Source organism: Nocardioides astragali (assembly GCF_024436375.1).
Taxonomy (GTDB): domain Bacteria; phylum Actinomycetota; class Actinomycetes; order Propionibacteriales; family Nocardioidaceae; genus Nocardioides; species Nocardioides astragali.
Genome location: NZ_JAFMZM010000002.1, coordinates 554,620 through 575,136 on the forward strand (window position 1 = coordinate 554,620; position 20,517 = coordinate 575,136).

Annotated in this window: 22 protein-coding genes; 14 read left to right on the top strand and 8 right to left on the bottom strand. The window is 71.5% G+C overall.

Going from position 1 to position 20,517, the window contains the following annotated elements; translation table 11 throughout:
• Position 1: 1 nt before the first annotated feature.
• Together J3P44_RS07540 and sepH are read right to left on the bottom strand one after the other, a co-directional pair.
• Positions 2 to 835, bottom strand: a complete 834-nt coding sequence (locus tag J3P44_RS07540) for an MOSC domain-containing protein (RefSeq protein WP_255889668.1) — start codon at positions 833 to 835, stop codon at positions 2 to 4.
• 6 nt (positions 836 to 841) lie between these two features.
• Positions 842 to 1,801: a septation protein SepH gene (gene sepH, locus J3P44_RS07545; RefSeq protein WP_255889669.1), complete on the bottom strand. Its 960-nt coding sequence runs from the start codon at positions 1,799 to 1,801 to the stop codon at positions 842 to 844.
• A 199-nt stretch (positions 1,802 to 2,000) separates the two neighbouring features.
• On the opposite strand from sepH, the gene J3P44_RS07550 reads away from it, so the two are divergent.
• The gene (locus J3P44_RS07550) at positions 2,001 to 2,636 is read left to right on the top strand and encodes a trimeric intracellular cation channel family protein (protein ID WP_255889670.1); all 636 of its coding nucleotides are present in this window, start codon (positions 2,001 to 2,003) and stop codon (positions 2,634 to 2,636) included.
• 30 nt (positions 2,637 to 2,666) lie between these two features.
• Here J3P44_RS07550 and J3P44_RS07555 read toward each other — a convergent pair whose 3' ends face one another.
• Both J3P44_RS07555 and J3P44_RS07560 read right to left on the bottom strand, forming a co-directional pair.
• Positions 2,667 to 4,001, bottom strand: coding sequence for a D-arabinono-1,4-lactone oxidase (locus J3P44_RS07555; RefSeq protein ID WP_255889671.1), 1,335 nt, complete (start codon positions 3,999 to 4,001; stop codon positions 2,667 to 2,669).
• The gene (locus tag J3P44_RS07560) at positions 3,998 to 5,194 is read right to left on the bottom strand and encodes an MFS transporter (RefSeq protein WP_255889672.1); all 1,197 of its coding nucleotides are present in this window, start codon (positions 5,192 to 5,194) and stop codon (positions 3,998 to 4,000) included. Before J3P44_RS07560 ends, J3P44_RS07555 begins: the two co-directional genes overlap by 4 nt.
• Before the next feature lie 33 nt (positions 5,195 to 5,227).
• Here J3P44_RS07560 and J3P44_RS07565 point away from each other — a divergent pair, with 33 nt between their 5' ends.
• From J3P44_RS07565 to J3P44_RS07575, 3 genes are all read left to right on the top strand, one after another.
• Positions 5,228 to 6,346: a ferrochelatase gene (locus tag J3P44_RS07565; RefSeq protein ID WP_255889673.1), complete on the top strand. Its 1,119-nt coding sequence runs from the start codon at positions 5,228 to 5,230 to the stop codon at positions 6,344 to 6,346.
• Positions 6,343 to 7,152, top strand: coding sequence for an inositol monophosphatase family protein (locus J3P44_RS07570; RefSeq protein ID WP_255889674.1), 810 nt, complete (start codon positions 6,343 to 6,345; stop codon positions 7,150 to 7,152). The genes J3P44_RS07565 and J3P44_RS07570 overlap by 4 nt, the downstream gene beginning before the upstream one ends.
• A 242-nt stretch (positions 7,153 to 7,394) precedes the next feature.
• On the top strand, positions 7,395 to 7,685 hold the full coding sequence (locus J3P44_RS07575) for a DUF4193 domain-containing protein (protein ID WP_056600397.1): 291 nt from the start codon (positions 7,395 to 7,397) through the stop codon (positions 7,683 to 7,685).
• 79 nt (positions 7,686 to 7,764) lie between these two features.
• Here the strand turns inward: J3P44_RS07575 and J3P44_RS07580 are convergent, their stop codons facing one another.
• Both J3P44_RS07580 and J3P44_RS07585 read right to left on the bottom strand, forming a co-directional pair.
• On the bottom strand, positions 7,765 to 8,094 hold the full coding sequence (locus J3P44_RS07580; protein WP_255889677.1) for a DUF4235 domain-containing protein: 330 nt from the start codon (positions 8,092 to 8,094) through the stop codon (positions 7,765 to 7,767).
• 10 nt (positions 8,095 to 8,104) lie between these two features.
• The gene (locus tag J3P44_RS07585) at positions 8,105 to 8,569 is read right to left on the bottom strand and encodes a DUF3093 domain-containing protein (RefSeq protein ID WP_255889678.1); all 465 of its coding nucleotides are present in this window, start codon (positions 8,567 to 8,569) and stop codon (positions 8,105 to 8,107) included.
• Positions 8,570 to 8,677: 108 nt separating this feature from the next.
• Here J3P44_RS07585 and dut point away from each other — a divergent pair, with 108 nt between their 5' ends.
• From dut to J3P44_RS07605, 4 genes are all read left to right on the top strand, one after another.
• Complete coding sequence (gene dut / locus J3P44_RS07590) at positions 8,678 to 9,115, top strand: dUTP diphosphatase (protein WP_255890018.1); 438 nt, start codon at positions 8,678 to 8,680, stop codon at positions 9,113 to 9,115.
• Positions 9,116 to 9,176: 61 nt separating this feature from the next.
• A complete protein-coding gene (locus tag J3P44_RS07595) occupies positions 9,177 to 9,839 on the top strand; it encodes a DUF3710 domain-containing protein (protein ID WP_255889679.1) in 663 nt (220 codons plus the stop codon).
• Between the two features lie 3 nt (positions 9,840 to 9,842).
• Positions 9,843 to 10,205, top strand: a complete 363-nt coding sequence (locus J3P44_RS07600) for an OB-fold nucleic acid binding domain-containing protein (protein WP_255889680.1) — start codon at positions 9,843 to 9,845, stop codon at positions 10,203 to 10,205.
• Positions 10,202 to 10,927: a DUF3159 domain-containing protein gene (locus J3P44_RS07605; protein WP_255889681.1), complete on the top strand. Its 726-nt coding sequence runs from the start codon at positions 10,202 to 10,204 to the stop codon at positions 10,925 to 10,927. The genes J3P44_RS07600 and J3P44_RS07605 overlap by 4 nt, the downstream gene beginning before the upstream one ends.
• Before the next feature lie 13 nt (positions 10,928 to 10,940).
• Here J3P44_RS07605 and J3P44_RS07610 read toward each other — a convergent pair whose 3' ends face one another.
• Positions 10,941 to 11,612 (bottom strand): potassium channel family protein, encoded by a 672-nt coding sequence (locus J3P44_RS07610; protein ID WP_255889682.1) that lies wholly within the window; start codon positions 11,610 to 11,612, stop codon positions 10,941 to 10,943.
• Between the two features lie 42 nt (positions 11,613 to 11,654).
• Complete coding sequence (locus tag J3P44_RS07615; RefSeq protein WP_255889683.1) at positions 11,655 to 12,317, bottom strand: potassium channel family protein; 663 nt, start codon at positions 12,315 to 12,317, stop codon at positions 11,655 to 11,657.
• Positions 12,318 to 12,373: 56 nt separating this feature from the next.
• Between J3P44_RS07615 and J3P44_RS07620 the strand changes: the two genes are divergently transcribed.
• The 6 genes from J3P44_RS07620 to J3P44_RS07645 all read left to right on the top strand — a co-directional run bounded on the left by J3P44_RS07620 (position 12,374) and on the right by J3P44_RS07645 (position 20,457).
• The gene (locus tag J3P44_RS07620; protein WP_255889684.1) at positions 12,374 to 14,419 is read left to right on the top strand and encodes an APC family permease; all 2,046 of its coding nucleotides are present in this window, start codon (positions 12,374 to 12,376) and stop codon (positions 14,417 to 14,419) included.
• 61 nt (positions 14,420 to 14,480) lie between these two features.
• Positions 14,481 to 15,698: a class I SAM-dependent RNA methyltransferase gene (locus J3P44_RS07625; RefSeq protein WP_255889685.1), complete on the top strand. Its 1,218-nt coding sequence runs from the start codon at positions 14,481 to 14,483 to the stop codon at positions 15,696 to 15,698.
• Positions 15,699 to 15,745: 47 nt separating this feature from the next.
• Complete coding sequence (locus tag J3P44_RS07630) at positions 15,746 to 16,096, top strand: hypothetical protein (protein WP_255889686.1); 351 nt, start codon at positions 15,746 to 15,748, stop codon at positions 16,094 to 16,096.
• 163 nt (positions 16,097 to 16,259) lie between these two features.
• Positions 16,260 to 19,130 carry an aconitate hydratase gene (locus J3P44_RS07635; RefSeq protein WP_255889687.1) on the top strand — a complete coding sequence of 957 codons (2,871 nt, stop codon included), beginning with the start codon at positions 16,260 to 16,262 and terminating at the stop codon, positions 19,128 to 19,130.
• Positions 19,127 to 19,729, top strand: a complete 603-nt coding sequence (locus tag J3P44_RS07640) for a hypothetical protein (RefSeq protein WP_255889688.1) — start codon at positions 19,127 to 19,129, stop codon at positions 19,727 to 19,729. The genes J3P44_RS07635 and J3P44_RS07640 overlap by 4 nt, the downstream gene beginning before the upstream one ends.
• Before the next feature lie 23 nt (positions 19,730 to 19,752).
• The gene (locus J3P44_RS07645) at positions 19,753 to 20,457 is read left to right on the top strand and encodes a sulfite exporter TauE/SafE family protein (RefSeq protein WP_255889689.1); all 705 of its coding nucleotides are present in this window, start codon (positions 19,753 to 19,755) and stop codon (positions 20,455 to 20,457) included.
• Positions 20,458 to 20,517 lie beyond the last annotated feature (60 nt).

The following is a 20,517-nucleotide window of genomic DNA, read 5'->3' on the forward strand; positions in this document are numbered from 1 at the left end:
GTCAGCGGACCGAGACCTCGTCGCCGACCCTGAGCCACCCGGTCGACAGGGGGAGGAGGTGCAGGGCGAACATCGTCTTGCCGCCGACCAGCCGGTGCCGAGCCAGGGTGCGGATCGGCTCCTTGGCGGTCGTCAGCGTCTCCGTGTCGATCGTGGTCATCACGCACCTGCTGACGGGCTTGGCGACCCGGAAGCCCACGTCTCCCACTGTCAGCTCCTGCCAGTGATCCTCGGCGAACGGCTCGTCACCGTCGACCACCAGGTTGGCGCGGAACCGCTCGATCGGCAGCGGCGCGGGCGGCTCCTCCCCGGTCTCCAGCGCCCGCTCGACGATCCAGTCGTTGAGCCGGCGCAGCGAGGCGAGGGAGGCCACCGTGACCGGGAAGGCGTCGGCGAAGGCCGTGTGGTCCTCGGGCGAGGAGTAGCCGGGCTGGAGCCGGCGGCGGGCCGGGTCGTGACACCAGACGAGGCGTACGTCCGTGCCGAGCACGGACCGCAGCCACCCGTCCGCCTCGGGTCCGGCCGGTGTCGCCTGCAGGTCGAGGGAGAAGAGCCGGACCGGCACCGGTGCGCCGACGGGCTGTCCGACGACCAGGTCGGGATGGCCGGGCGCCCTCAGTCGCAAGGCGCCAGGAACGGCCCGGTCGGTCGCGGGCGTGTCCGCGACGATGCTGAACAGCCCGTGCGCCTCACGCGCGGAGACCAGGCGTCCGTCCGGCCCGACGAGCATCCACGAGCGGTCGTCCTCGAGGCCGCGCGGGTGCACCATGGCCGCGTCGAGGGTGCGGACGGCTCCGGACTTGAGGGGGTGGACGTTGACCTGAAGCAGGCGCACGGACGCTCAGTCGTTCTTGCCGCCGCCGAACATGATCTCGTCCCAGCTCGGCACCGACGCGCGACCGCGCTTCTTCGCCGGCCTCGAGCGTGGCTCGGCGGGCGCATCGTCGTGCGAGTCCACCTCGTCCGCCGCCTTGTCCGACGCGTCGTCGCTCGCGGACCTCGTGGCATCGGGGGCATCGACGGCGTCGTCGATGTAGGCCTCGACCGGCTGCTCGGTGCCCAGTGACGTCTCGGCCAGCTCCATCGTGGTCTCGCTGGCCGACTCCTCGTCGGCCACCATCTCGATGGCGTCGTCGCCGAGGGCGAGCTCCTCGTCGGACACGGCGCTGAGCCGGCGCTGGCGCGCGGCCGCGAGGTCGTCGGCAGCCGACCCCTCGCTCGACGCCGGAGCGGAGTCGCCGACCAGCCAGCGCGCGTCCTCGTCGTCGACGGTCACGAAGTTGCCGCGCGGGTCGTGGGAGAAGGTCGCCGTGCCGGTGCGACCGGCGACGTCGTAGTGGCCGGTCACTGTCCAGCGCCCGTCCTCGCGGCGCCAGGCGTCCCACTCCACGACGCTGGGATCGACATTGTGCGACCTCAGGTGTGCACTGACGGCCTCGCCGAGAGTGCGGGCACCGGACTCGTTGGCGCGCCGACGTACGGATGCGAGCTGGGCGCGCTGGGTCACGTGGGCGCGCTCGGCCACGACCGGCGCGGCGAAGGGCATGATCTTCTCGACGGACGTGCCGGCGGCGTGGGCGACCGCCTCGGGAGTCTCACCCGCGCGGATGCGCGCCTGGATGTCGCGGGGACGGAGCGTTGATTCCATCGGGATCTCCAACTGGCCGTTGCTTTCGGGCACGCCTGACAGGGCGCGGCGGAGCCGGGCGTCGATCACCAGGAAGTGCTCCTGGCCCGACGCGTCCACCAGCAGCAGGCGCTTGCCGTCCCCGCTGCGTCCGGTGAACGTCAGCTGGGCCATGGCCTGGGGGCTCCTGCCTGGTGTGGTCGTCGATGCGCCGGTGGCATCCGGTGCGCCGAGCCTACGCCAGCGTGTCGCCCCGGGACCGCTATGCGTACGGCGCGCCGAGCGGGCTGGGAGCAGGTCGGGCAGGTCGGCGCGGCTCCTCGCAGGTGGGTCGGGTGGACGCGAGGCCGGTCGCTGGCCCTAGCCTTCGCATGTGCCACCGAACGAGCTCGCCGCGACCCTGGTCGTGCTCGACCTGGCCGGCATCTTCGTCTTCGCGGTGACCGGTGCGCTGGTGGCGGTGCGCAAGCAGCTCGACATCTTCGGTGCCCTCGTGCTCGGAGGTGTCACGGGCCTGGGCGGCGGGTTCATCCGCGACGTGCTGATCGGCGCGACCCCGCCCGCGGCCCTGGCCGACTGGCGCTACCTGCTCGTCCCCGTGGGGGCGGGTCTGCTCACGTTCGCCTTCCACCCCACCATCGGCCGGTTGGAACGGGTGTTCACCCTGTTCGACGCCTTCGGGCTGGCGCTCTTCTGCGTCACGGGCGCGCTGAAGGCGGTCGACCACGGGCTCGGCCCGTTGCCCGCCGCCCTGCTGGGCATGGTCACCGGCATCGGTGGCGGCATCCTGCGCGACCTCCTCACCGCGCGCGTCCCGGTCATCTTCGAGGGCGCCCTCTACGCGACACCCGCCCTGGCCGGCGCTGCCGTCGCGGTCCTGCTCGACCGGACCGACCTCCCGCTGGTCCTCGTCGCAGCCGCCGGCTTCAGCACCTGCCTCGGCTGGCGCCTGCTCGCCCTCGTCCGCGGCTGGCGGGCACCGCTGCCCAAGGGGCCGGCGAACGTCTGAGCCTGTCGAGGCCGGTCCGGGTCTCTCAGGTCAGTCGCCGAGCACCCGGCGTAGGTAGTCGTTGGCGAAGACCCGGTCGGGGTCGAGCCGCTCGCGCAGAGCGAGGAAGTCGTCGAAGCGGCTGTAGGCCGGTGCCAGGTCGGCGGCCGTGCGTGTGTGCACCTTGCCCCAGTGCGGGCGGCCGCCGGCGTCGCGGAGGATCGGCTCGAGACCGGAGAAGTAGGCCCGGTGGTCCGTGCGGTGCGGCACGTGGAAGGCGAGGTAGAAGCTGTCGCGCCCGTGGGAAGTGGACAGCGGGATGTCGTCCGCCGGTGCGGTCCGGATCTCGACGGGGAAGGCGATCCGCCAGTCGCTCGCGTCGATGACGCGGCGGCACTCGCGCAGCACGTCGAGGCCGGCCTCGCGCGGGACGGCGTACTCCATCTCGCGGAAGCGGACCCGGCGTGGGGTGACGAAGACCCGGTGGGCCAGGTCGCTGTAGCGGCGCTCGGTGAGCACGCGGGTGGCCATCCGGTTGATCCGCGGGACCAGGTCCGGGGCACGCTCCCCGACGCGGCACAGGGCGCCGAAGACGACGTTGGAGACGAGCTCGTCCTCCCACCAGGCGGCGAGCCCGGACGGCGGCTCCTGCTCGCCGGGGTCGAGGTCGGTGCGGACGTTCTGCTTCACGATCATCCGGTCGGTGTGCGGGAACCAGTACATGTCCACGTGGTGCACCGCCGCGGTCATCTCGTCGTAGGAGCCGAGCGCGTGGTCCCAGCTCATCGGCTGCTCGAGGGCATCGATGACGAAGAGCGGCTCGACGTGGAACGTGAGGCTGGTGAGGACGCCGAGCGCGCCGAGGCCGACCCGCGCCACCTCGAAGACCTCCGGGTTCTCCTGGGCCGAGGCACGCACCACCTCACCGGTCCCGGTGACCAGCTCGAGCCCCGCCAGCTGGGCGGCCAGGCCCGCAGCGGTGCCCCCGGTGCCGTGGGTGCCGGTCGACGTGGCGCCGGCGAGGGTCTGCTCGGCGATGTCGCCCATGTTGTGCAGGGACAGGCCGAGGCCCTCGAGGGCGAGGTTGAGCTCCTTGAGCGGGGTGCCGGCCCGCGCCGTCACGGTCATCGCCTCCCGGTCGACCTCGAGGATCCCGCTGAGGCCCTCCGGTCGCAGCATCGTGTGCTCCGGTGCCGCGATGCCGGTGAAGCTGTGCCCGGTGCCGGCCATCTTGACGGTGGTGCCAGCCTCGCGAGCGCGGCGTACGGCGTCGACGACCGCGTCGACCGACGCCGGGGACTCCACTGCCTGCGCGGTGGCCTCCTCGAGACCGGACCAGTTGCTCCAGCGGGTGCCAGTGGGAATCTGCTGGACGGGCGTCGTCATGCCCGCAGGCTAGGGGATGTGGCGGGGGATCGGCGGGCAGTCTGGGCGACGAGTGCCCCGAGCACGCCACCGGCCAGTGCGACGGCGTACGCCGTGGACGCACCGCTGTGGTCCACGACGAACCCCGCGATGCTCGCCCCCGGCGCGACGCCGGCGACGATCCCGGTGTGCAGGATCGCCATGCCCTCGGTGAGGCGGCTCGACGGCACGCCCTGCTCGACCATCGTCATCGCGCCGATCATCGTCGGGGCGATCGCCAGCCCGCCCACGAGCAGGACGACCGCCATCAGCGGGACGGACTCGATGAACATCAGCGGGGCCATCGCGAGCGCCATCGCCGCAGACCCCCAGCGCAGGCGCGCGTCCGGGCCGCTGCGCCAGGCCACGGCGCCCGTGACCAGCCCGGCCACCAGGCTGCCGAAGGACCAGGCAGCGAGCAGCCAGCCCGCCGCCCAGCGCTTGCCCTGCTCCTCGGCGAAGGCGACGGTGGTGACCTCGGCCGCGCCGAAGAGGGCGCCCAGGGTGAGGCACACGAGGGCCAGCGGCAGGACCAGGCGCCACGGCATGGGCGGACGCGGCCCGGTGGGCCCGCTCCGGCCGGCCGGCGGCTCGGTGCGCCGCTGGGCGGCGAAGGCGAAGGTGCCCACCATCCCGCTGACCACCGCGCAGGTGAGTCCTGCGACGGGGTGCCAGCTGGTGGCCAGCAAGGTCACGAGGACCGGGCCGACCACGAAGACGACCTCGTCGAGGACGGCCTCGAGGGCGAACGCGGTCTGCACCTCCCGGGGGTCGTGGAGCAGGTGCGACCAGCGTGTGCGCACGCTCGCGCCGACCTGGGGGAGGGCCGCCCCGGAGACCGCGGCGAAGACGTAGGTGAGTGCCCGCGGCCAGTCCTGCTCGACCGCCAGCATCATCAGCGCGAGGCCGGCGCCGAAGACCGAGATGGCCAGCGGCAGCACCCGCGACTGCCCGTAGTGGTCGACCCATCTGCCGTGCAGGACGGCGACGGCGGCCTGGGCCAGCACGAACACGGCGGACACGGTGCCGGCGAGCCCGTAGGAGCCGGTCCGCTGCTCGACCAGCAGCACGATCCCGAGGCCCACCATCGAGATCGGCAGCCGTGCGACCAGGGCGGCGCTGCTGAAGGCGAGGGCGCCCGGGTGGGTCAGCACCCGGCGGTAGGTGTCGAGCATCGAGGAGATGGTAGGTCCGCCTAGTCTGGCGACATGAATCCCGCGGGTCACCCCGACGCGACGCCCTACGACGCCCTCCTCCTGCTCTCCTTCGGGGGGCCGGAGAAGCCCGAGGACGTGGTGCCGTTCCTGGAGAACGTCACGCGCGGCCGAGGGATCCCCCGCGAGCGGCTCGAGGAGGTGGGGCAGCACTACTTCCTCTTCGGCGGCCGGAGCCCGATCAACGACCAGAACCGCGCGCTGGTCGCGGCCCTCGAGAAGGACTTCGCCGACCAGGGCATCGACCTCCCGGTCTACTTCGGCAACCGCAACTGGGAGCCCTACCTCGCCGACACGCTCTCCGCCATGGCGGCCGACGGGGTCGGCCGGGCGGCGGTCTTCACCACGTCGGCCTACTCGTCCTGGTCGTCGTGCCGGCAGTACCGCGAGAACCTCTTCGACGCCGTGGCCCAGACACCCGGAGCACCGCGACTCGACCGCCTCCGGCAGTACTACAACCACCCCGGCTTCATCGGGCCCGTCGTCGACGGGTGCCTGGCGGCGCTGGGCGAGCTCCCCGAGAACGGCGACACGGCGCGACTGGTGTTCGTCACCCACTCGATCCCGACCGCGATGGCCGAGACCAGCGGCGCGCCCGAGGAGGCACGCGCACAGCCCCGCGGGGCGTACGTCCGCCAGCACCGCAGCGCGGCCGACGAGGTGGCCGCCCGGGTGAGGCAGGCGACCGGGCGGGCGCACCGCCACGACCTGGTCTACTGCTCGCGCTCGGGCGACCCGTCGACGCCGTGGCTCGAGCCCGACGTCAACGACCACCTCACCGAGCTGGCCTCAGACGGAGTGAGCATGGTCGTGCTGGTGCCGATCGGGTTCGTCTCCGACCACATGGAGGTCATCTACGACCTCGACACCGAGGCGATGGCCACGGCCGAGCGCCTCGGCATCACGGCGGTCCGCGCCGCCACGGCCGGCGTCGACCCGCGCTTCGTCGCGATGGTCCGCGACCTGGTGCTCGAGCGCGCGGCCGCCGAGAGGGGTGAGCAGCCGACCCGACCGGCCGTGGGGTCCCTCGGTGCAGGCCCCGACCTCTGCGGGGCGGGCTGCTGCCCCAACCCCCGCGGCCCGCGGCCCGCGCTGTGCGGGGCCGACTCGTGAGCGCTGACGCGGCAGAGCTGCGCGACCTGGCCCGGACGGTGGCCCATGAGGGCGCCAACCTGGCCCGGGAGATGCAGCTGGGTGGCATCGACGTCGCCGACACCAAGTCCAGCGCCACCGACGTGGTCACGGAGGCCGACCGAGCGGTCGAGACGCTCATCCGGGCCCGCCTCTCGGCCGTCAGGCCCGATGACGCCATCCTCGGCGAGGAGGGCGACGACCTGCCGGGCACCACTGGCGTGCGGTGGGTGGTGGACCCGATCGACGGCACGGTCAACTACCTCTACGGCCTGCCCGAGTGCGCGGTCTCGATCGCGGCCGAGGTCGACGGCGAGGTGATCGCCGGTGCCGTGGTCAGCATCCCGACCGGACTGGAGTACGCCGCTGCGCTCGGGCTCGGCGCAACGCGCGACGGCCAGCGGATCGGCGTACGTCCCTCGCCTCCGCTGGCCGAGCGACTCGTGCTGACCGGCTTCGGATACGAGCGCGAGGTGCGCCGGCACCAGGCCGCCTGCATCGCCCGGCTCCTTCCTGAGGTCCGCGACATCCGGCGGATGGGGTCGTCCGCCCTGGACCTGTGCCACGTCGCCGACGGCACCGCGGACTGCTACGTCGAGGCCGGGCCGCAGCCATGGGACTGGTCGGCAGCCGGTCTGGTGCTGCGCGAGGCCGGGGGCCGGTTCGGCCTGCTGGAGGACAGCATGACGCGCGACGCCGAGCGCGTGCGCCACGTGGTGGTGGGTGCCCCGGCCGACGGCTGGGACACGTTCGTGGAGGCGCTGGATGCCGCTGGGTTCCTGGCCTGACTTCCTGGCCTGACTTCCTCGCGGGACACCACGCCCGACGGCCCACCCGTACGGGTGATCGAATCGGGTGGGAAATCGGGGAATAGGGAGACGTGCTCCACTGTTTTGCGACACGTTGCGGACCGGTTCACCACGGAAGCGGTCCATGGTGCACAATCTGGCGCCGACGACGAGCACAGCTCGGTCTCAGGCCCGCGCCGCGATCCGGCCGGCTTGGACGACAGCATGGGGAGAGGGATTCGATGGCCACTGACTACGACGCACCGCGAAAGTCCGAGGAGGACCAGAGCGAGGAGAGCATCGAGGAGCTCAAGGCCCGACGCCACGACAAGAACTCCGGCAAGGTCGACGAGGACGAGACCGAGGCGGCCGAGTCCTTCGAGCTTCCCGGTGCCGATCTCTCGCACGAGGAGCTGGCGGTCGAGGTCATGCCTCGCCAGGACGACGAGTTCACCTGCATGAGCTGCTTCCTGGTGCACCACCGCTCGCAGCTGGCCGATGAGAAGAAGCTCATCTGCCGCGACTGCATCTGACCCCTCGAGAACAGCGCCCGTTCCTCGGTGAGGAACGGGCGCTGTGTCGCGTCCGGGGCCGGTCGGGCAGGCGGGCGCGTCAGGCTGTGGGGGCGGGAGCCTTCGAGGCGTCCTGGTCGTCCTTCTGCAGCTGCGGCGGCAGGTGCCCGGTGGACTTGGCGTAGTAGGTGGCCGCGCGCCGCGCCGCGAGCATCCGTGCGACGCCGATCAGGGTGCCGCTCAGCGCTGCCCACATGACCGCCTCGGCCAGGCCCACGTCGGGGTCGGCGGGGTTTGCGGGCGGGTTCTTGCCGGTGGCCGCGCGCCACGTCGTGTTGAGGCCCTTCTTGGCCAGGGCAGCGGCACCGAGCGCCGCCACGAGCGAGAAGGCCGAGTAGAACTTGCTGTTCGAGGTGTTCTTGGAGGCCATGCCGGCCACCCTACCCAGACCGGGATCCGGTCCGGCCCACCCTGACGGCCGTGACGATCTGCTCCGGGCGACGGCAGCTCACCAGCCAGTAGGGCGTCGGGTCGGCCGGGTCGGTGACCTCGACCCGGACCCCGCGCTTGAGGTAGGGGCGGAGCAGGAGGTAGGCCCGGGCGTCGGCGTCGACACCTGCCAGGCGTCGTACGCCATCGGCGTCCAGCGCGGTCACCTCGCCGACGTGCTCCAGCGCGATGTGGGCGCGTCCGGCCCGGAGCGTGCCACCCTCGACCGCGACCCGGGCCCGGCCGTAGCCCACGAGCAGGGACACCATGAGGGCCCCCGCCACGGCGGTGATCGACCAGGCGACGTATTCGTCGTCGGGGGTGGCGACCAGGACGGCCAGCCAGAACGACGCCACCAGCATCGTGCCCTGCGCCCACCAGCGCAGGGGGACGGTGAGGCGTTCGGCGTAGTCCACGGCGCAGAGCCTATAGATTCAGTCCTCGTGCCCGACCACGACCTCGACCACCACGACCTCGACCACCACGACCTCGACCACCCCGACCCAGAGCACCACGACGTCGACATCGCCGTCGTCCGCCTGGACGCCGACCTGCCGCTCCCGTCGTACGCCCACCCCGGCGATGCCGGGGCCGACCTCCACACCACCGTCGACGTGACCCTCGCACCCGGTGAGCGGGCGCTGGTCCCGACCGGTCTCGCGATCGCGCTGCCCGACGGCTACGTCGGGCTCGTGCACCCCCGCTCGGGACTGGCGGCCCGTCACGGGCTGTCGATCGTCAACGCTCCCGGCACCGTGGATGCGGGCTACCGTGGCGAGATCTCCGTGCTGCTCATCAACCATGACCCCCGGGAGACGGTGACCCTGACGCGCGGCGACCGGATCGCGCAGCTGGTGGTCCAGCGCTTCGAGCGGGCTCGTTTCGTCGAGGTGGGGGTGCTCCCCGAGTCGTCCCGGGGCGCCGGGGGCTACGGTTCTACAGGTACCGGTTCGCGTCCATGACCCGGTCCGCGACGAGGTCCATCGACAGTCCATCGACCGTCCATCTGCAAGGAGTTCTGACGTGAGGTTCCGCCGGAAGGCAGACCAGGCCCTCGAGACTGCCCCCGAGACTGCGCCCGAGACCGCCGACGAGACCGGCCGGGCCGCGGCGGTCTCCGGGGAGGGCTCCGGCACGCCCGGCGCGGGACCGTTCGACGTCTCCCAGGTCGAGGGCGACGGCATCGACCGCGTCGACCTGGGCTCCGTGCTCCTGCCGCCGATCGCCGAGCGCGAGCTGAGGCTCCAGGTCGACGAGCAGAGCGGCCAGGTCCGGGCAGTCATGCTCGCCGGCTCCGACGGGGCGTGCGAGTTCCAGGCCTTCGCCGCGCCCCGCAACGGCGACCTGTGGTCGACGGTGCGTCCCCAGATCGCTGCGGACATGGCGCGGCGCGGCGGTCAGGCCACCGAGCGCGAGGGGCGCTGGGGCACCGAGCTCGTGTGCCAGATGCCGGTCAAGCGTCCCGACGGCACCGAGGCGACCCAGCCGTCGCGGATCGTCGGCATCAACGGCGAGCGCTGGATGCTGCGCGCCTCCTTCCTCGGCCGCCCGGCGCTCGACCCCGACAACACGTCGGAGTGGGAGGACGCCCTCGCGCAGGTCGTCGTACGCCGCGGCGACCAGGCCATGCCGGTCGGCGAGCCGCTGCCGGTGCGGCTGCCCGAAGACGCGCGCCGAGTGAGGTGAGTCGTGCCGGAGAAGAGCCGACTGCGCCAGGCCCTGTCGAGGTGGGCCGACAGCGCTGACCAGCACCAGCGTGACCTGCGCCAGTCCCACGCGACGCCCGAGGCGGTGGCGATCGCCGACGCCCCCGAGCGCGAGCAGGTCATCGTCAGCGGCGTGCTGCGCACGGTCACGCTCCGCCCGCGCGGTGGTGTGCCCGCGCTGGAGGCCGAGCTCGATGACGGCTCGGGCGTGATCACCGTGGTGTGGCTCGGCCGGCGCAGGATCAGCGGCGTCGACCCCGGCCGGTCGGTGACCGTGGCCGGCTGCATCGGCCGCCAAGGCGGCGTCCCGATCATGTTCAACCCGCGCTACGAGCTGCGCCCGTGAGCGGTTCGACGCCGGCCCCCCACCCGGACAAGGTGGAGGCCGAGACGGTCGAGGCTGTGGTGCGTCATCAGCTGTCCAAGGCCCTGGGCGGGCGGCGCGGCATGGCCGAGGCGGCCGTGCCGACGATCCTCTTCACCGTCACCTGGCTGACGATGCGCGACCTCCAGACCGCGCTGGGCGTCAGCATCGGGGCGGCGCTGATGCTGCTGGCGGTCCGGCTCGTGCAGCGCTCCACGGTGCAGTTCGTCGTCAATGCCCTCTTCGGCATCGGGATCGGCTGGTTCTTCGTCTACCGGTCGGCCGCGGCCGGGGGCTCCGAGCAGGACCAGGCGCTCGCCTACTTCCTGCCCGGCATCCTCTACAACGGGGGCTACGCCCTCGTGCTGGCGTTCACCTGCGTGGTCGGCTGGCCGCTGGTCGGCTTCATGGTGGGCAGCATCACCGGTGACCCCACGGCGTGGCACTCCGACCGCCAGATCGTGAAGCTCTGCAGCCGGCTGACCTGGCTCCTCGTCGCGCCCTGCCTGCTGAGGGTCGCGATCCAGGCACCGATCTGGCTCGCCGGCTCGGCGGGCTCGATGGATCCCGATGCGGCGATCGCCGCACTGGGGGTCCTCAAGATCGTCCTCGGGTGGCCGCTCCAGCTCGCGGCCCTCGGCTCGATGGTCTGGCTGCTGTCGCGCAACCGGACGCCGGTGTCGCCGGGCCCTGCCGCCGCCTGACGGCGTACGACGCTCAGCGGGGGTGGCTGGTGGGGGAGAGCAGCTGCTCGAGCTCGGTCTCGACCTCGGCGGGCACCACGAACAACAGCTCGTCACCCGACTCCAGCGGCTGCTGGGCGTCCGGGGTGTAGACCTGCCCGTCGCGCAGGATCGTCACCAGTGCGCAGTTGTCCGGGAACGGGACGAGCCCGCTGGGGGTCCCGACGAAGGGGGAGTCCGCTGACAGGGTCAGCTCGACCAGGTTGGCGTTGCCCTGCCGGAAGGTGAAGAGGCGGACGAGGTCGCCGATCGAGACGGCCTCCTCGACGAGGGCGGACATGATGCGGGGCGTCGACACGTTGACGTCGACACCCCAGGCCTCGGTGAACAACCACTCGTTGTTGGGGTGGTTGACCCGGCCCACCGTGCGGGGCACGCCGAACTCGGTCTTGGCGAGCAGCGAGGTGACGAGGTTGGCCTTGTCGTCCCCGGTGGCCGCGATGACCACGTCGCACTTCCCGAGCTGTGCCTCCGACAGCGAGGAGAGCTCGCAGGAGTCGGCCAGCAGCCACTCGGCGTTGGGGACGCGCTCGGGGCGGATCGAGGAGGGGTTCTTGTCGATGAGGAGGACCTGGTGACCGTTCTCGATCAGCTCGCGGGCGATCGAGCGACCCACGGCCCCTGCTCCGGCGATGGCGACGCGCATGTCTGCAGTGCTCCTGGGTTCCAGTGTCGATCGTGGGGTCGGTCAGTCGTCTTCGGGGCCGGCTTCGAGCACCGCGTAGGCGTGGGCTGCGTGCTCCTCGCGGATCACCAGGTGGATCATGTCGCCCTCCTGGAGCACCGTCTCGCGGGTGGGCAGCATGCCCTCGCCGAGTCGGTCGATCCACGCGATCCGGCTGCGCGACTGCATCTGGAACTCGACCGTCCGGTTGCCGATCCAGGGCTCCGGGATCGGCACGTGGTCGACGCGGATCGTGCCCGAGGGGTCGCGGAAGTCGGGCTCGGCACCTGCGGGGAGGATCCGGCGCAGGATCTGGTCGGCGGTCCACTTGACGGTCGCGACGGTCGTGATGCCGAGACGCTGGTAGACCTCGGCACGGCCCGGGTCGTAGATGCGGGCGACGACCTGCTGGAGGCCGAAGGTCTCGCGGGCGACGCGCGCGGCGATGATGTTGGAGTTGTCGCCGCTCGACACCGCGGCGAACGCGTCGGCGCGCCGGATCCCGGCCTTCTCCAGCACCTGCTGGTCGAAGCCGTAGCCGGTGATCTTGTCCCCGTTGAACTCCGGGCCGAGGCGCCGGAACGAGTCGGGTTCGCTGTCGATGATGGACACGGTGTGGTTGCGGTCCTCGAGGCTGCGGGCGAGCGTCGAACCGACGCGGCCACAACCCATGATCACGACATGCACACCAGAACCGTATCCCAGCCGGGAGTCCGCCGTGCGCGGGTCTAGGCTTGCCGCCCGTGAGTGTCGGCGACGTGTCCAAGCGGATCCTGCTGGGTCGCAAGCTGCGGAGCAGCCAGCTGGGGGAGACCCTGCTGCCCAAGCGCATCGCCCTGCCGGTCTTCGCCAGCGACGCGCTCTCGTCGGTGGCCTATGCGCCGGACGAGGTGTTCATCATGCTGGCCGTGGCCGGCGCCTCGACCTACGTCTGGTCCTGGAAGATCGGGCTCGCCGTCGCTGTCGTCATGCTCACCGTGATCGCGTCCTACCGCCAGACCGTCCACGCCTACCCGTCCGGCGGTGGTGACTACGAGGTCGCGACCGTCAACCTCGGCCGCAACGCCGGCGTCACGGTGGCCAGCGCGTTGCTCTGCGACTACGTCCTCACGGTCGCGGTGTCGATCTCGTCGGCGTCGCAGTACGCCGCGGGGGCGATCCCCGCACTCATCGGGCACGAGGCCACGGCCGCGGTGGTGGCGGTGGTCCTGCTCACCGCGATGAACCTGCGAGGGGTCCGGGAGTCCGGGGCCTTCTTCGCCGTGCCGACCTATCTCTTCATGTTCGCCATCCTCGGCATGTGCGCGTACGGCCTGCTCCGGCTCCTCGCCGGCGACCTGCCGGACGCGGAGAGCGCCCAGCTTGTCATCGAGCCCGAGCCGGGGTGGGACGGGCCGCTCACGCAGGTGGCCCTCATGTTCCTGCTCGCCCGGGCGTTCTCGTCGGGCTGTGCGGCGCTGACCGGCGTCGAGGCGATCAGCAATGGCGTCCCCGCGTTCCGCAAGCCCAAGAGCCGCAACGCCGCCACCACGCTGCTCATGCTCGGACTGATCGCGATCACGATGATGATGAGCGTCATCGTCCTGGCCAAGCAGATGAGCATCCGCTTCGTCGACCCCCATCACCTCGACCGGCTCAGGAACTCGGCCGGTGGAGCACTGCCGGACGGCTACGAGCAGCACCCGGTCATCTCCCAGATCGCGGCCGGCGTCTTCGACCACTTCTCGCCGGGCTTCTACTTCGTGGTCTCGGTCACCGGCATCATCCTCGTGCTCGCGGCCAACACCGCCTTCAACGGCTTCCCAGTGCTGGGCTCGATCCTCGCCCAGGACGGCCTGGCGCCGCGGTCCCTGGGCTCGCGGGGCGACCGCCTCGCCTACAGCAACGGCATCGTCTTCCTGGCCGCCCTGTCGATCCTGCTCATCTGGGCCTTCGACGCCGAGACCACCAAGCTGATCCAGCTCTACATCGTGGGCGTCTTCGTCTCCTTCAACCTCAGCCAGCTCGGCATGATCCGGCACTGGACGCGCCACCTGAAGACCGAGACCGATCCGGCCGCACGCGGGCGGATGATGCGTTCGCGCGCGATCAACACCTTCGGGCTCGGCATGACCGCGGTCGTGCTGGTGATCGTGCTGGTCACCAAGTTCCTCTCGGGCGCCTGGATCACGATCCTGGCGATGGGCTTCTTCTTCCTCGTGATGCAGGCGATCAGTCGCCACTACGCCCACGTCGAGCTCGAGCTCGCCGCCGACGAGCAGGACAAGATCATGCCGACGCGCGTCCACGCGATCGTGCTGGCCTCCAAGCTGCACAAGCCCACGCTGCGCGCGCTCGCGTTCGCCCAGGCCACGCGGCCCAACGTGCTCGAGGCGATCTACGTCAGCATCGACACCAAGGCCACCAACCGGCTCCTCGAGGAATGGGACGAGCGCCGTCTCGACATCCCGCTCAAGGTGCTCCACTCGCCCTACCGCGAGGTGGTCCGGCCGATCGTGGAGTACGCCCAGGAGATCCGACGGGCCAGCCCGCGCGGCGTCGTGGCCGTCTACATCCCTGAGTACGTCGTCGGCCGCTGGTGGGAGCAGCTGCTGCACAACCAGACCGCGTTGCGACTCAAGGGGCGGCTGCTCTTCAGCCCGGGTGTCATGGTCATCTCGGTGCCCTACCAGCTGCGGTCCTCGCAGGTCGCCCAGGAGCGCGAGATGCGCGAGGACGAACGCGTGCACGCCGGAGACCTGCGCAGGGGTCGCGTCTCCTCGCGCGAGTCCCGTCGGAAGGACAGATGAACACCCCACGGCGTTCTTCTCCTCCGCTGCGCTCCCCCGAACAACGCCGCGAGGACCCCGCGTGAGCCGCTCGGCCCGACCCCGTCGGGCGCGCGGTCGGTCGCGGGTGGGGGAGCGCTTCGAAGTGGCTGTCGGCCCCGTCGCGCACGGTGGCCACTGCGTCGCGCGCCTGCCCGAGCCCGACTCCCGGGTGGTGTTCGTGCGCCACGCCCTGCCCGGCGAGCGGGTGGTCGTCGAGATCACCGAGGGCACCGACGGTGACCGCTTCTGGCGCGGCGACGCGGTGTCGGTGCTGGCCTCCTCGGCCGACCGGGTGGCGGCACCCTGTCCCTTCGCCGGCCCCGGTCTGTGCGGAGGCTGCGACTTCCAGCACGTTGCGCTTCCAGCCCAGCGCGACCTCAAGGCAGCTGTCGTGCGGGAGCAGCTCGTGCGCCTGGGCAGGCTCGACCCCGACTCGGAGCTGGTCAGCGGCCTGAGGGTCGAGCCCGTCCCGGTCCCGGGCCGCCCCGACGACGGCCTGCGGTGGCGCACGCGCCAGCGGTACGCCGTGCTGCCGGACGGCCGCCCGGCCATGCGGGCACACCGCTCCCACCACCTCGTGCCGGTGGACGACTGCCTGATCGCCGTGGAGGCCGCCCGGCCCCGGCCGGGCGTGGAGCCGGGACCTCACGGCGAGTGGTCGCCCGGAGAGCCTGACGCCTCGACGTCGGAACATGACGTGACGGTCGGCAGCGTCACCCACCCCTTCAGCGTCGCGGTCGACGGCTTCTGGCAGGTCCACCCCGAAGCGCCCCGCGTCCTGGTCGAGGCCGTCCTCGACCTGCTCGAGCCGGGTCCCGCCGAGCGTGCGCTGGACCTCTACGCAGGCGTCGGCCTCTTCGCGCGCTTCGTGGGCGAGGCGACGGGCGCCCGCGTCGTCGCGGTCGAGGCGGACCGCACGGCCTGCCAGCACGCCCGCGCCAACCTCGCCGCGCTCAAGGGGGCGGTCGTCGAGTGCGGCCCCACCGACCGCGTGCTGCGCGCAGGGTTCGACGAGCCGTTCGACCTCGTCGTGCTCGACCCGCCGCGTGAGGGCGCCAAGCGGGTCGTCGTGGAGCAGGTGGTGGACCGCCGCCCCCGCGCGGTGGCGTACGTCGCCTGCGACCCGGCCGCCCTGGGGCGCGACGTCGCGATCTTCGCCGAGCACGGCTACGCGTTGACGGCGATCCGGTCCTTCGACCTCTTCCCGATGACCCACCACGTGGAGTGCGTCGCGCTGCTCGAGCCCGCCCGTCGCTGAAGCGTCGGAGGGTTGTCTCCCGCTGGGGACCGGGGGAGGGTGGCGGGGTGGCCACCTATGCCGTCAACCCGGACGCCGTCGCCCACGCCAGGCGGCTGATCGACGCCCGGCAGTACGTCCTGGACAGCGACTGGAGCGAGGTGCAGCCGGACGCCGAGGCCCAGAACGCCTACCTCGAGCGCCACTCCTGGGAGGACTACGCCAACTGGCACCTCGGGCTGACAGAGGGAGCCAACGAGGGCACCAAGGCGCGCCACGCCTTCGTCTACGGCGACCTGCGGCGCGTCCACCGCACCGGCCTGATCGCCTGCGTCTACCGCGCATCCGAGTGGCGGCACAAGGAGGTCGAGCTAGCCGCGCACGACCTGTTGCAGCACCTGGACCAGGTCAGCGGCTGACCCACGCCATACGGCGGGTCCCGCTGGCGCCGCACCTCGACGTCATGTATCTTGATATCGAGATAACTAGACGTCAGAAGATTAGGGTCGCCTTCCTTCCCGTGCCTCTGGGTGCGACGGCAAGATGGACGCGAACCCGCGAACTCCCGAGGAGATGTGGCTGATGGCCAGTCAGGACAGCTTCGGTGCCAAGGGCACCCTGGACGTGGACGGACAGTCCTACGAGATCTACCGCCTCGACAAGGTGAAGGGCGACGGCCTCGACGTCGAGAGCCTGCCCTTCTCGCTCAAGGTGCTCCTCGAGAACCTGCTCCGCACCGAGGACGGCGCGGACATCACCGACGAGCACATCAAGGCGATCGCCGGCTGGGACGCGAGCGCGGCCCCCGACCAGGAGATCCAGTTCACGCCGGCGCGCGTGATCATGCAGGACTTCACCGGCGTTCCGTGCGTGGTCGACCTGGCCACCATGCGTGAGGCGATGGCCGAGCTCGGCGGCGACGCCACCAAGATCAACCCGCTGGCGCCGGCCGAGATGGTCATCGACCACTCCGTCATCGCCGACGTCTTCGGCACGCCCGAGGCGTTCGGGCGCAACGTGGAGATCGAGTACGAGCGCAACCGCGAGCGCTACCAGTTCCTGCGCTGGGGCCAGGGTGCCTTCGACGACTTCAAGGTCGTCCCGCCCGGCACCGGCATCGTGCACCAGGTCAACATCGAGCACCTGGCCCGCGTGGTCATGGTCCGCGACGGCGTCGCCTACCCCGACACCTGCGTCGGCACCGACTCCCACACCACGATGGTCAACGGCATCGGTGTGGTCGGCTGGGGCGTCGGCGGCATCGAGGCCGAGGCCGCGATGCTCGGGCAGCCGGTCTCCATGTTGATCCCGCGCGTGGTGGGCTTCAAGCTCAACGGCGACCTGCCGGAGGGTGCCACCGCCACCGACCTCGTCCTCACCATCACCGAGATGCTGCGCAAGCACGGAGTGGTGGGCAAGTTCGTCGAGTTCTACGGCCCCGGGGTCTCGGTGCTGCCGCTGGCCAACCGGGCCACGATCGGCAACATGAGCCCCGAGTTCGGCTCCACCATCGCGGTGTTCCCGATCGACGAGCAGACGATCGACTACCTGCGCCTCACCGGCCGCTCCGAGGACCAGCTCGCGCTGGTCGAGACCTACGCAAAGGAGCAGGGCCTCTGGCACGACCCCGACGCCGAGCCGCGCTACTCCGAGAAGCTCGAGCTCGACCTCGCGACGGTCGTGCCCTCCCTCGCCGGCCCCAAGCGCCCGCAGGACCGGGTCTCGCTGTCGGAGGCCAAGGAGGCGTTCCGCTCCGCGCTCGCCGACTACGTCACCGCCGACGAGACCGGCGGCGACGAGCGCAAGCCGGGTGTGCCGCAGAACGACAAGCCGTTCGGCGTGCAGTCCATGGTCGACGAGGCCTCGGCGGAGTCGTTCCCCTCCAGCGACGCGCCGGCATCCAACGGTGGCGGCGGTGCCTCGGGCGGCAACGGTGGAGGTGCCCCGGACGACTGGCACGACCACGCGGCCGCCGCGTCCGACGCGCGCCCGAGCAACAAGGCGTCGGTCACCCTGGCCGACGGCACCGAGTTCGAGATCGACCACGGCGCCGTGGCGATCGCGGCGATCACCTCCTGCACCAACACGTCCAACCCTTCGGTGATGATCGGGGCTGCGCTGGTGGCCAAGAAGGCGGTCGAGAAGGGCCTGCAGCGCAAGCCCTGGGTCAAGACGACGCTGGCGCCGGGCTCCAAGGTGGTCTCCGACTACTACGAGAAGTCCGGCCTCACCCCCTACCTCGACAAGCTGGGCTTCAACCTCGTCGGCTACGGCTGCACCACCTGCATCGGCAACTCCGGCCCGCTCATCCCCGAGGTCAGCCAGGCCGTCAACGACAACGACCTCGCGGTCGTCTCGGTGCTGTCGGGCAACCGCAACTTCGAGGGCCGGATCAACCCCGACATCAAGATGAACTACCTCGCGTCACCGCCGCTGGTGGTGGCCTACGCGCTCGCCGGCTCGATGGACATCGACCTGTTCAACGACCCCCTGGGCCAGGACACCGACGGCAACGACGTCTTCATGCGCGACATCTGGCCGACGGCCAAGGAGATCGAGGACGTGATCGCGCAGGCGATCAACTCCGACATGTTCGACTCCAGCTACGAGGACGTCTTCGCCGGCGACGAGCAGTGGCGCTCGCTCCCGACGCCCGAGGGCAAGACCTTCGAGTGGGATCCCGAGTCCACCTACGTCCGGAAGCCCCCATACTTCGACGGCATGCCGCAGGAGCCGGAGCCGGTCGCCGACATCGACGGTGCGCGGGTCCTGCTCAAGCTGGGTGACTCGGTCACGACCGACCACATCAGCCCGGCGGGTGCCATCAAGAAGGACTCCCCGGCGGGTCGCTACCTCGCGGAGCACGGTGTCGACCAGCGCGACTTCAACTCCTACGGCTCGCGCCGCGGCAACCACGAGGTGATGATCCGCGGCACCTTCGCCAACATCCGGCTGCGCAACCAGCTGGCTCCCGGCACCGAGGGCGGCGTGACGCGCGACTTCACCGCCGACGGCGAGGTCACCAGCGTCTTCGAGGCGAGCCAGAACTACCAGGCCGCCGGCACCCCGCTGGTCGTGCTCGCGGGCAAGGAGTACGGCTCCGGGTCCTCGCGCGACTGGGCCGCCAAGGGCACCGCGCTGCTGGGGGTCAAGGCCGTCATCGCCGAGTCCTACGAGCGCATCCACCGCTCCAACCTGATCGGCATGGGTGTCATCCCGCTGCAGTTCCCCGAGGGCCAGACCGCGGAGTCGCTCGGCCTCACGGGCGAGGAGACGTTCGCGATCAGCGGTGTCACCGAGCTCAACGAGGGCCGCACGCCGCGGACCGTGAAGGTGACCGCCGGCGACGTCGAGTTCGACGCCGTCGTCCGCATCGACACCCCCGGCGAGGCCAACTACTACCGCAACGGCGGGATCATGCAGTACGTCCTGCGCAACCTGCTGCGGGGATGACCGACCCGGCCGCAGATCCGGCTGCCGTGTGGCGCGGCCGCGTCCAGGACCACCTGGACGCGGCCGGCCGCCCGCCGGTCGGCGCGATGGCCGACTGGGACGTCTTCCCGTTCGAGCGCGACGGCCTCACGCCGAAGGCGATGGGGGAGCGGGTGGTCCCCGAGCCCGATCGCGCGCGGACGCCGGAGGAGTGCGGGACCTGCAAGGCACTGGCCCGTGACGAGCTGGTGCTGCACACGGGCGCCCGCCTGGCGGTGATCAGGCCGGGCGGCACCAGCCTCATGTTCGTGGCCAACATCGTCGCCCGTGACCACGAACGGCTCGACGACCTGGACGAGGCGGCCGACGAGGAGCTCGGCCGGCTCGTCGCCCGCACCTACCGCGCGCTGCGCGCGCTGCCCGGAGTCGGCAACGTCCAGGTCTCCAAGTGGGAGAACGGCGGCGGCCACCTCTCGGTCAACGTCCTCGCCCGCCCGCTCGGCGTGCTGGAGCTCCGCGGCTCCAACCTGCCGATCTGGGCCGACATGCTGCCCGACATCCCACAGGCTGAGTACGACCGGCGGGCGGGCCTGGTGCGGGCCGCCCTCGCTGTCCGTTGATCGCGGAGGTCCCGCTCTGGGCCGTGGTGGTCATTGCTCTCATCGTCGCCGTGGGGTCGTTCGTCCAGGCCACCATCGGCCTCGGCCTGGGCTTGCTGGGTGCACCCCTGATCGCCCTGATCGAGCCCGCCCTGGTGCCGACGCTCCTGCTCGTGCTGTCGATCCCGGTGTCGAGCGGCGTGCTGTGGGTCGAGCGTCACCACGTCAGCTGGCGGGTGATCGCGTGGGCGCTGCCCGCCCGCATCCCCGGGACCGTCATCGGCGTCTGGTTGACCACGGCATTTTCCGACCGGGGCCTCGGGATCGTCGTGGGGCTGATGGTGCTCGGAGCCGTCTGGTTGACCTTCCACACCGTGGAGGTGGCCCAGACCCGTGTGACGCTGATCGCCGCGGGCCTCGCCGCAGGAACCACCGGCACTGCGGCGGCGATCGGCGGGCCGCCCATGGCGATCGTGCTGGCGCACCGACCACCACGTGAGGTCCGCGGGACGCTGTCGATGTTCTTCGTCGTCGGCTCGGTGATGAGCGTCCTGCTGTTCTGGGCGGAAGGGGAGCTGCCTGGTGCGTCCGTTGCCCTCGCCCTGGCGTACCTGCCACTCGTCGCCCTGGCCTTCTGGGCCGGGCACCGGGCGCACACGCGCATCCCTCGGGAGACCTTCCGGCGGGCCGTGCTGCTGCTGTGCGCCGGGGCAGCGGCCGTGCTGCTCGTGAAGTCGGCGCTGGGCTGACCGGTCACAGAAATCCGGGTGCGGCACCCCTCCGGCTGATCGTCGAGTGGCGTGTGGACG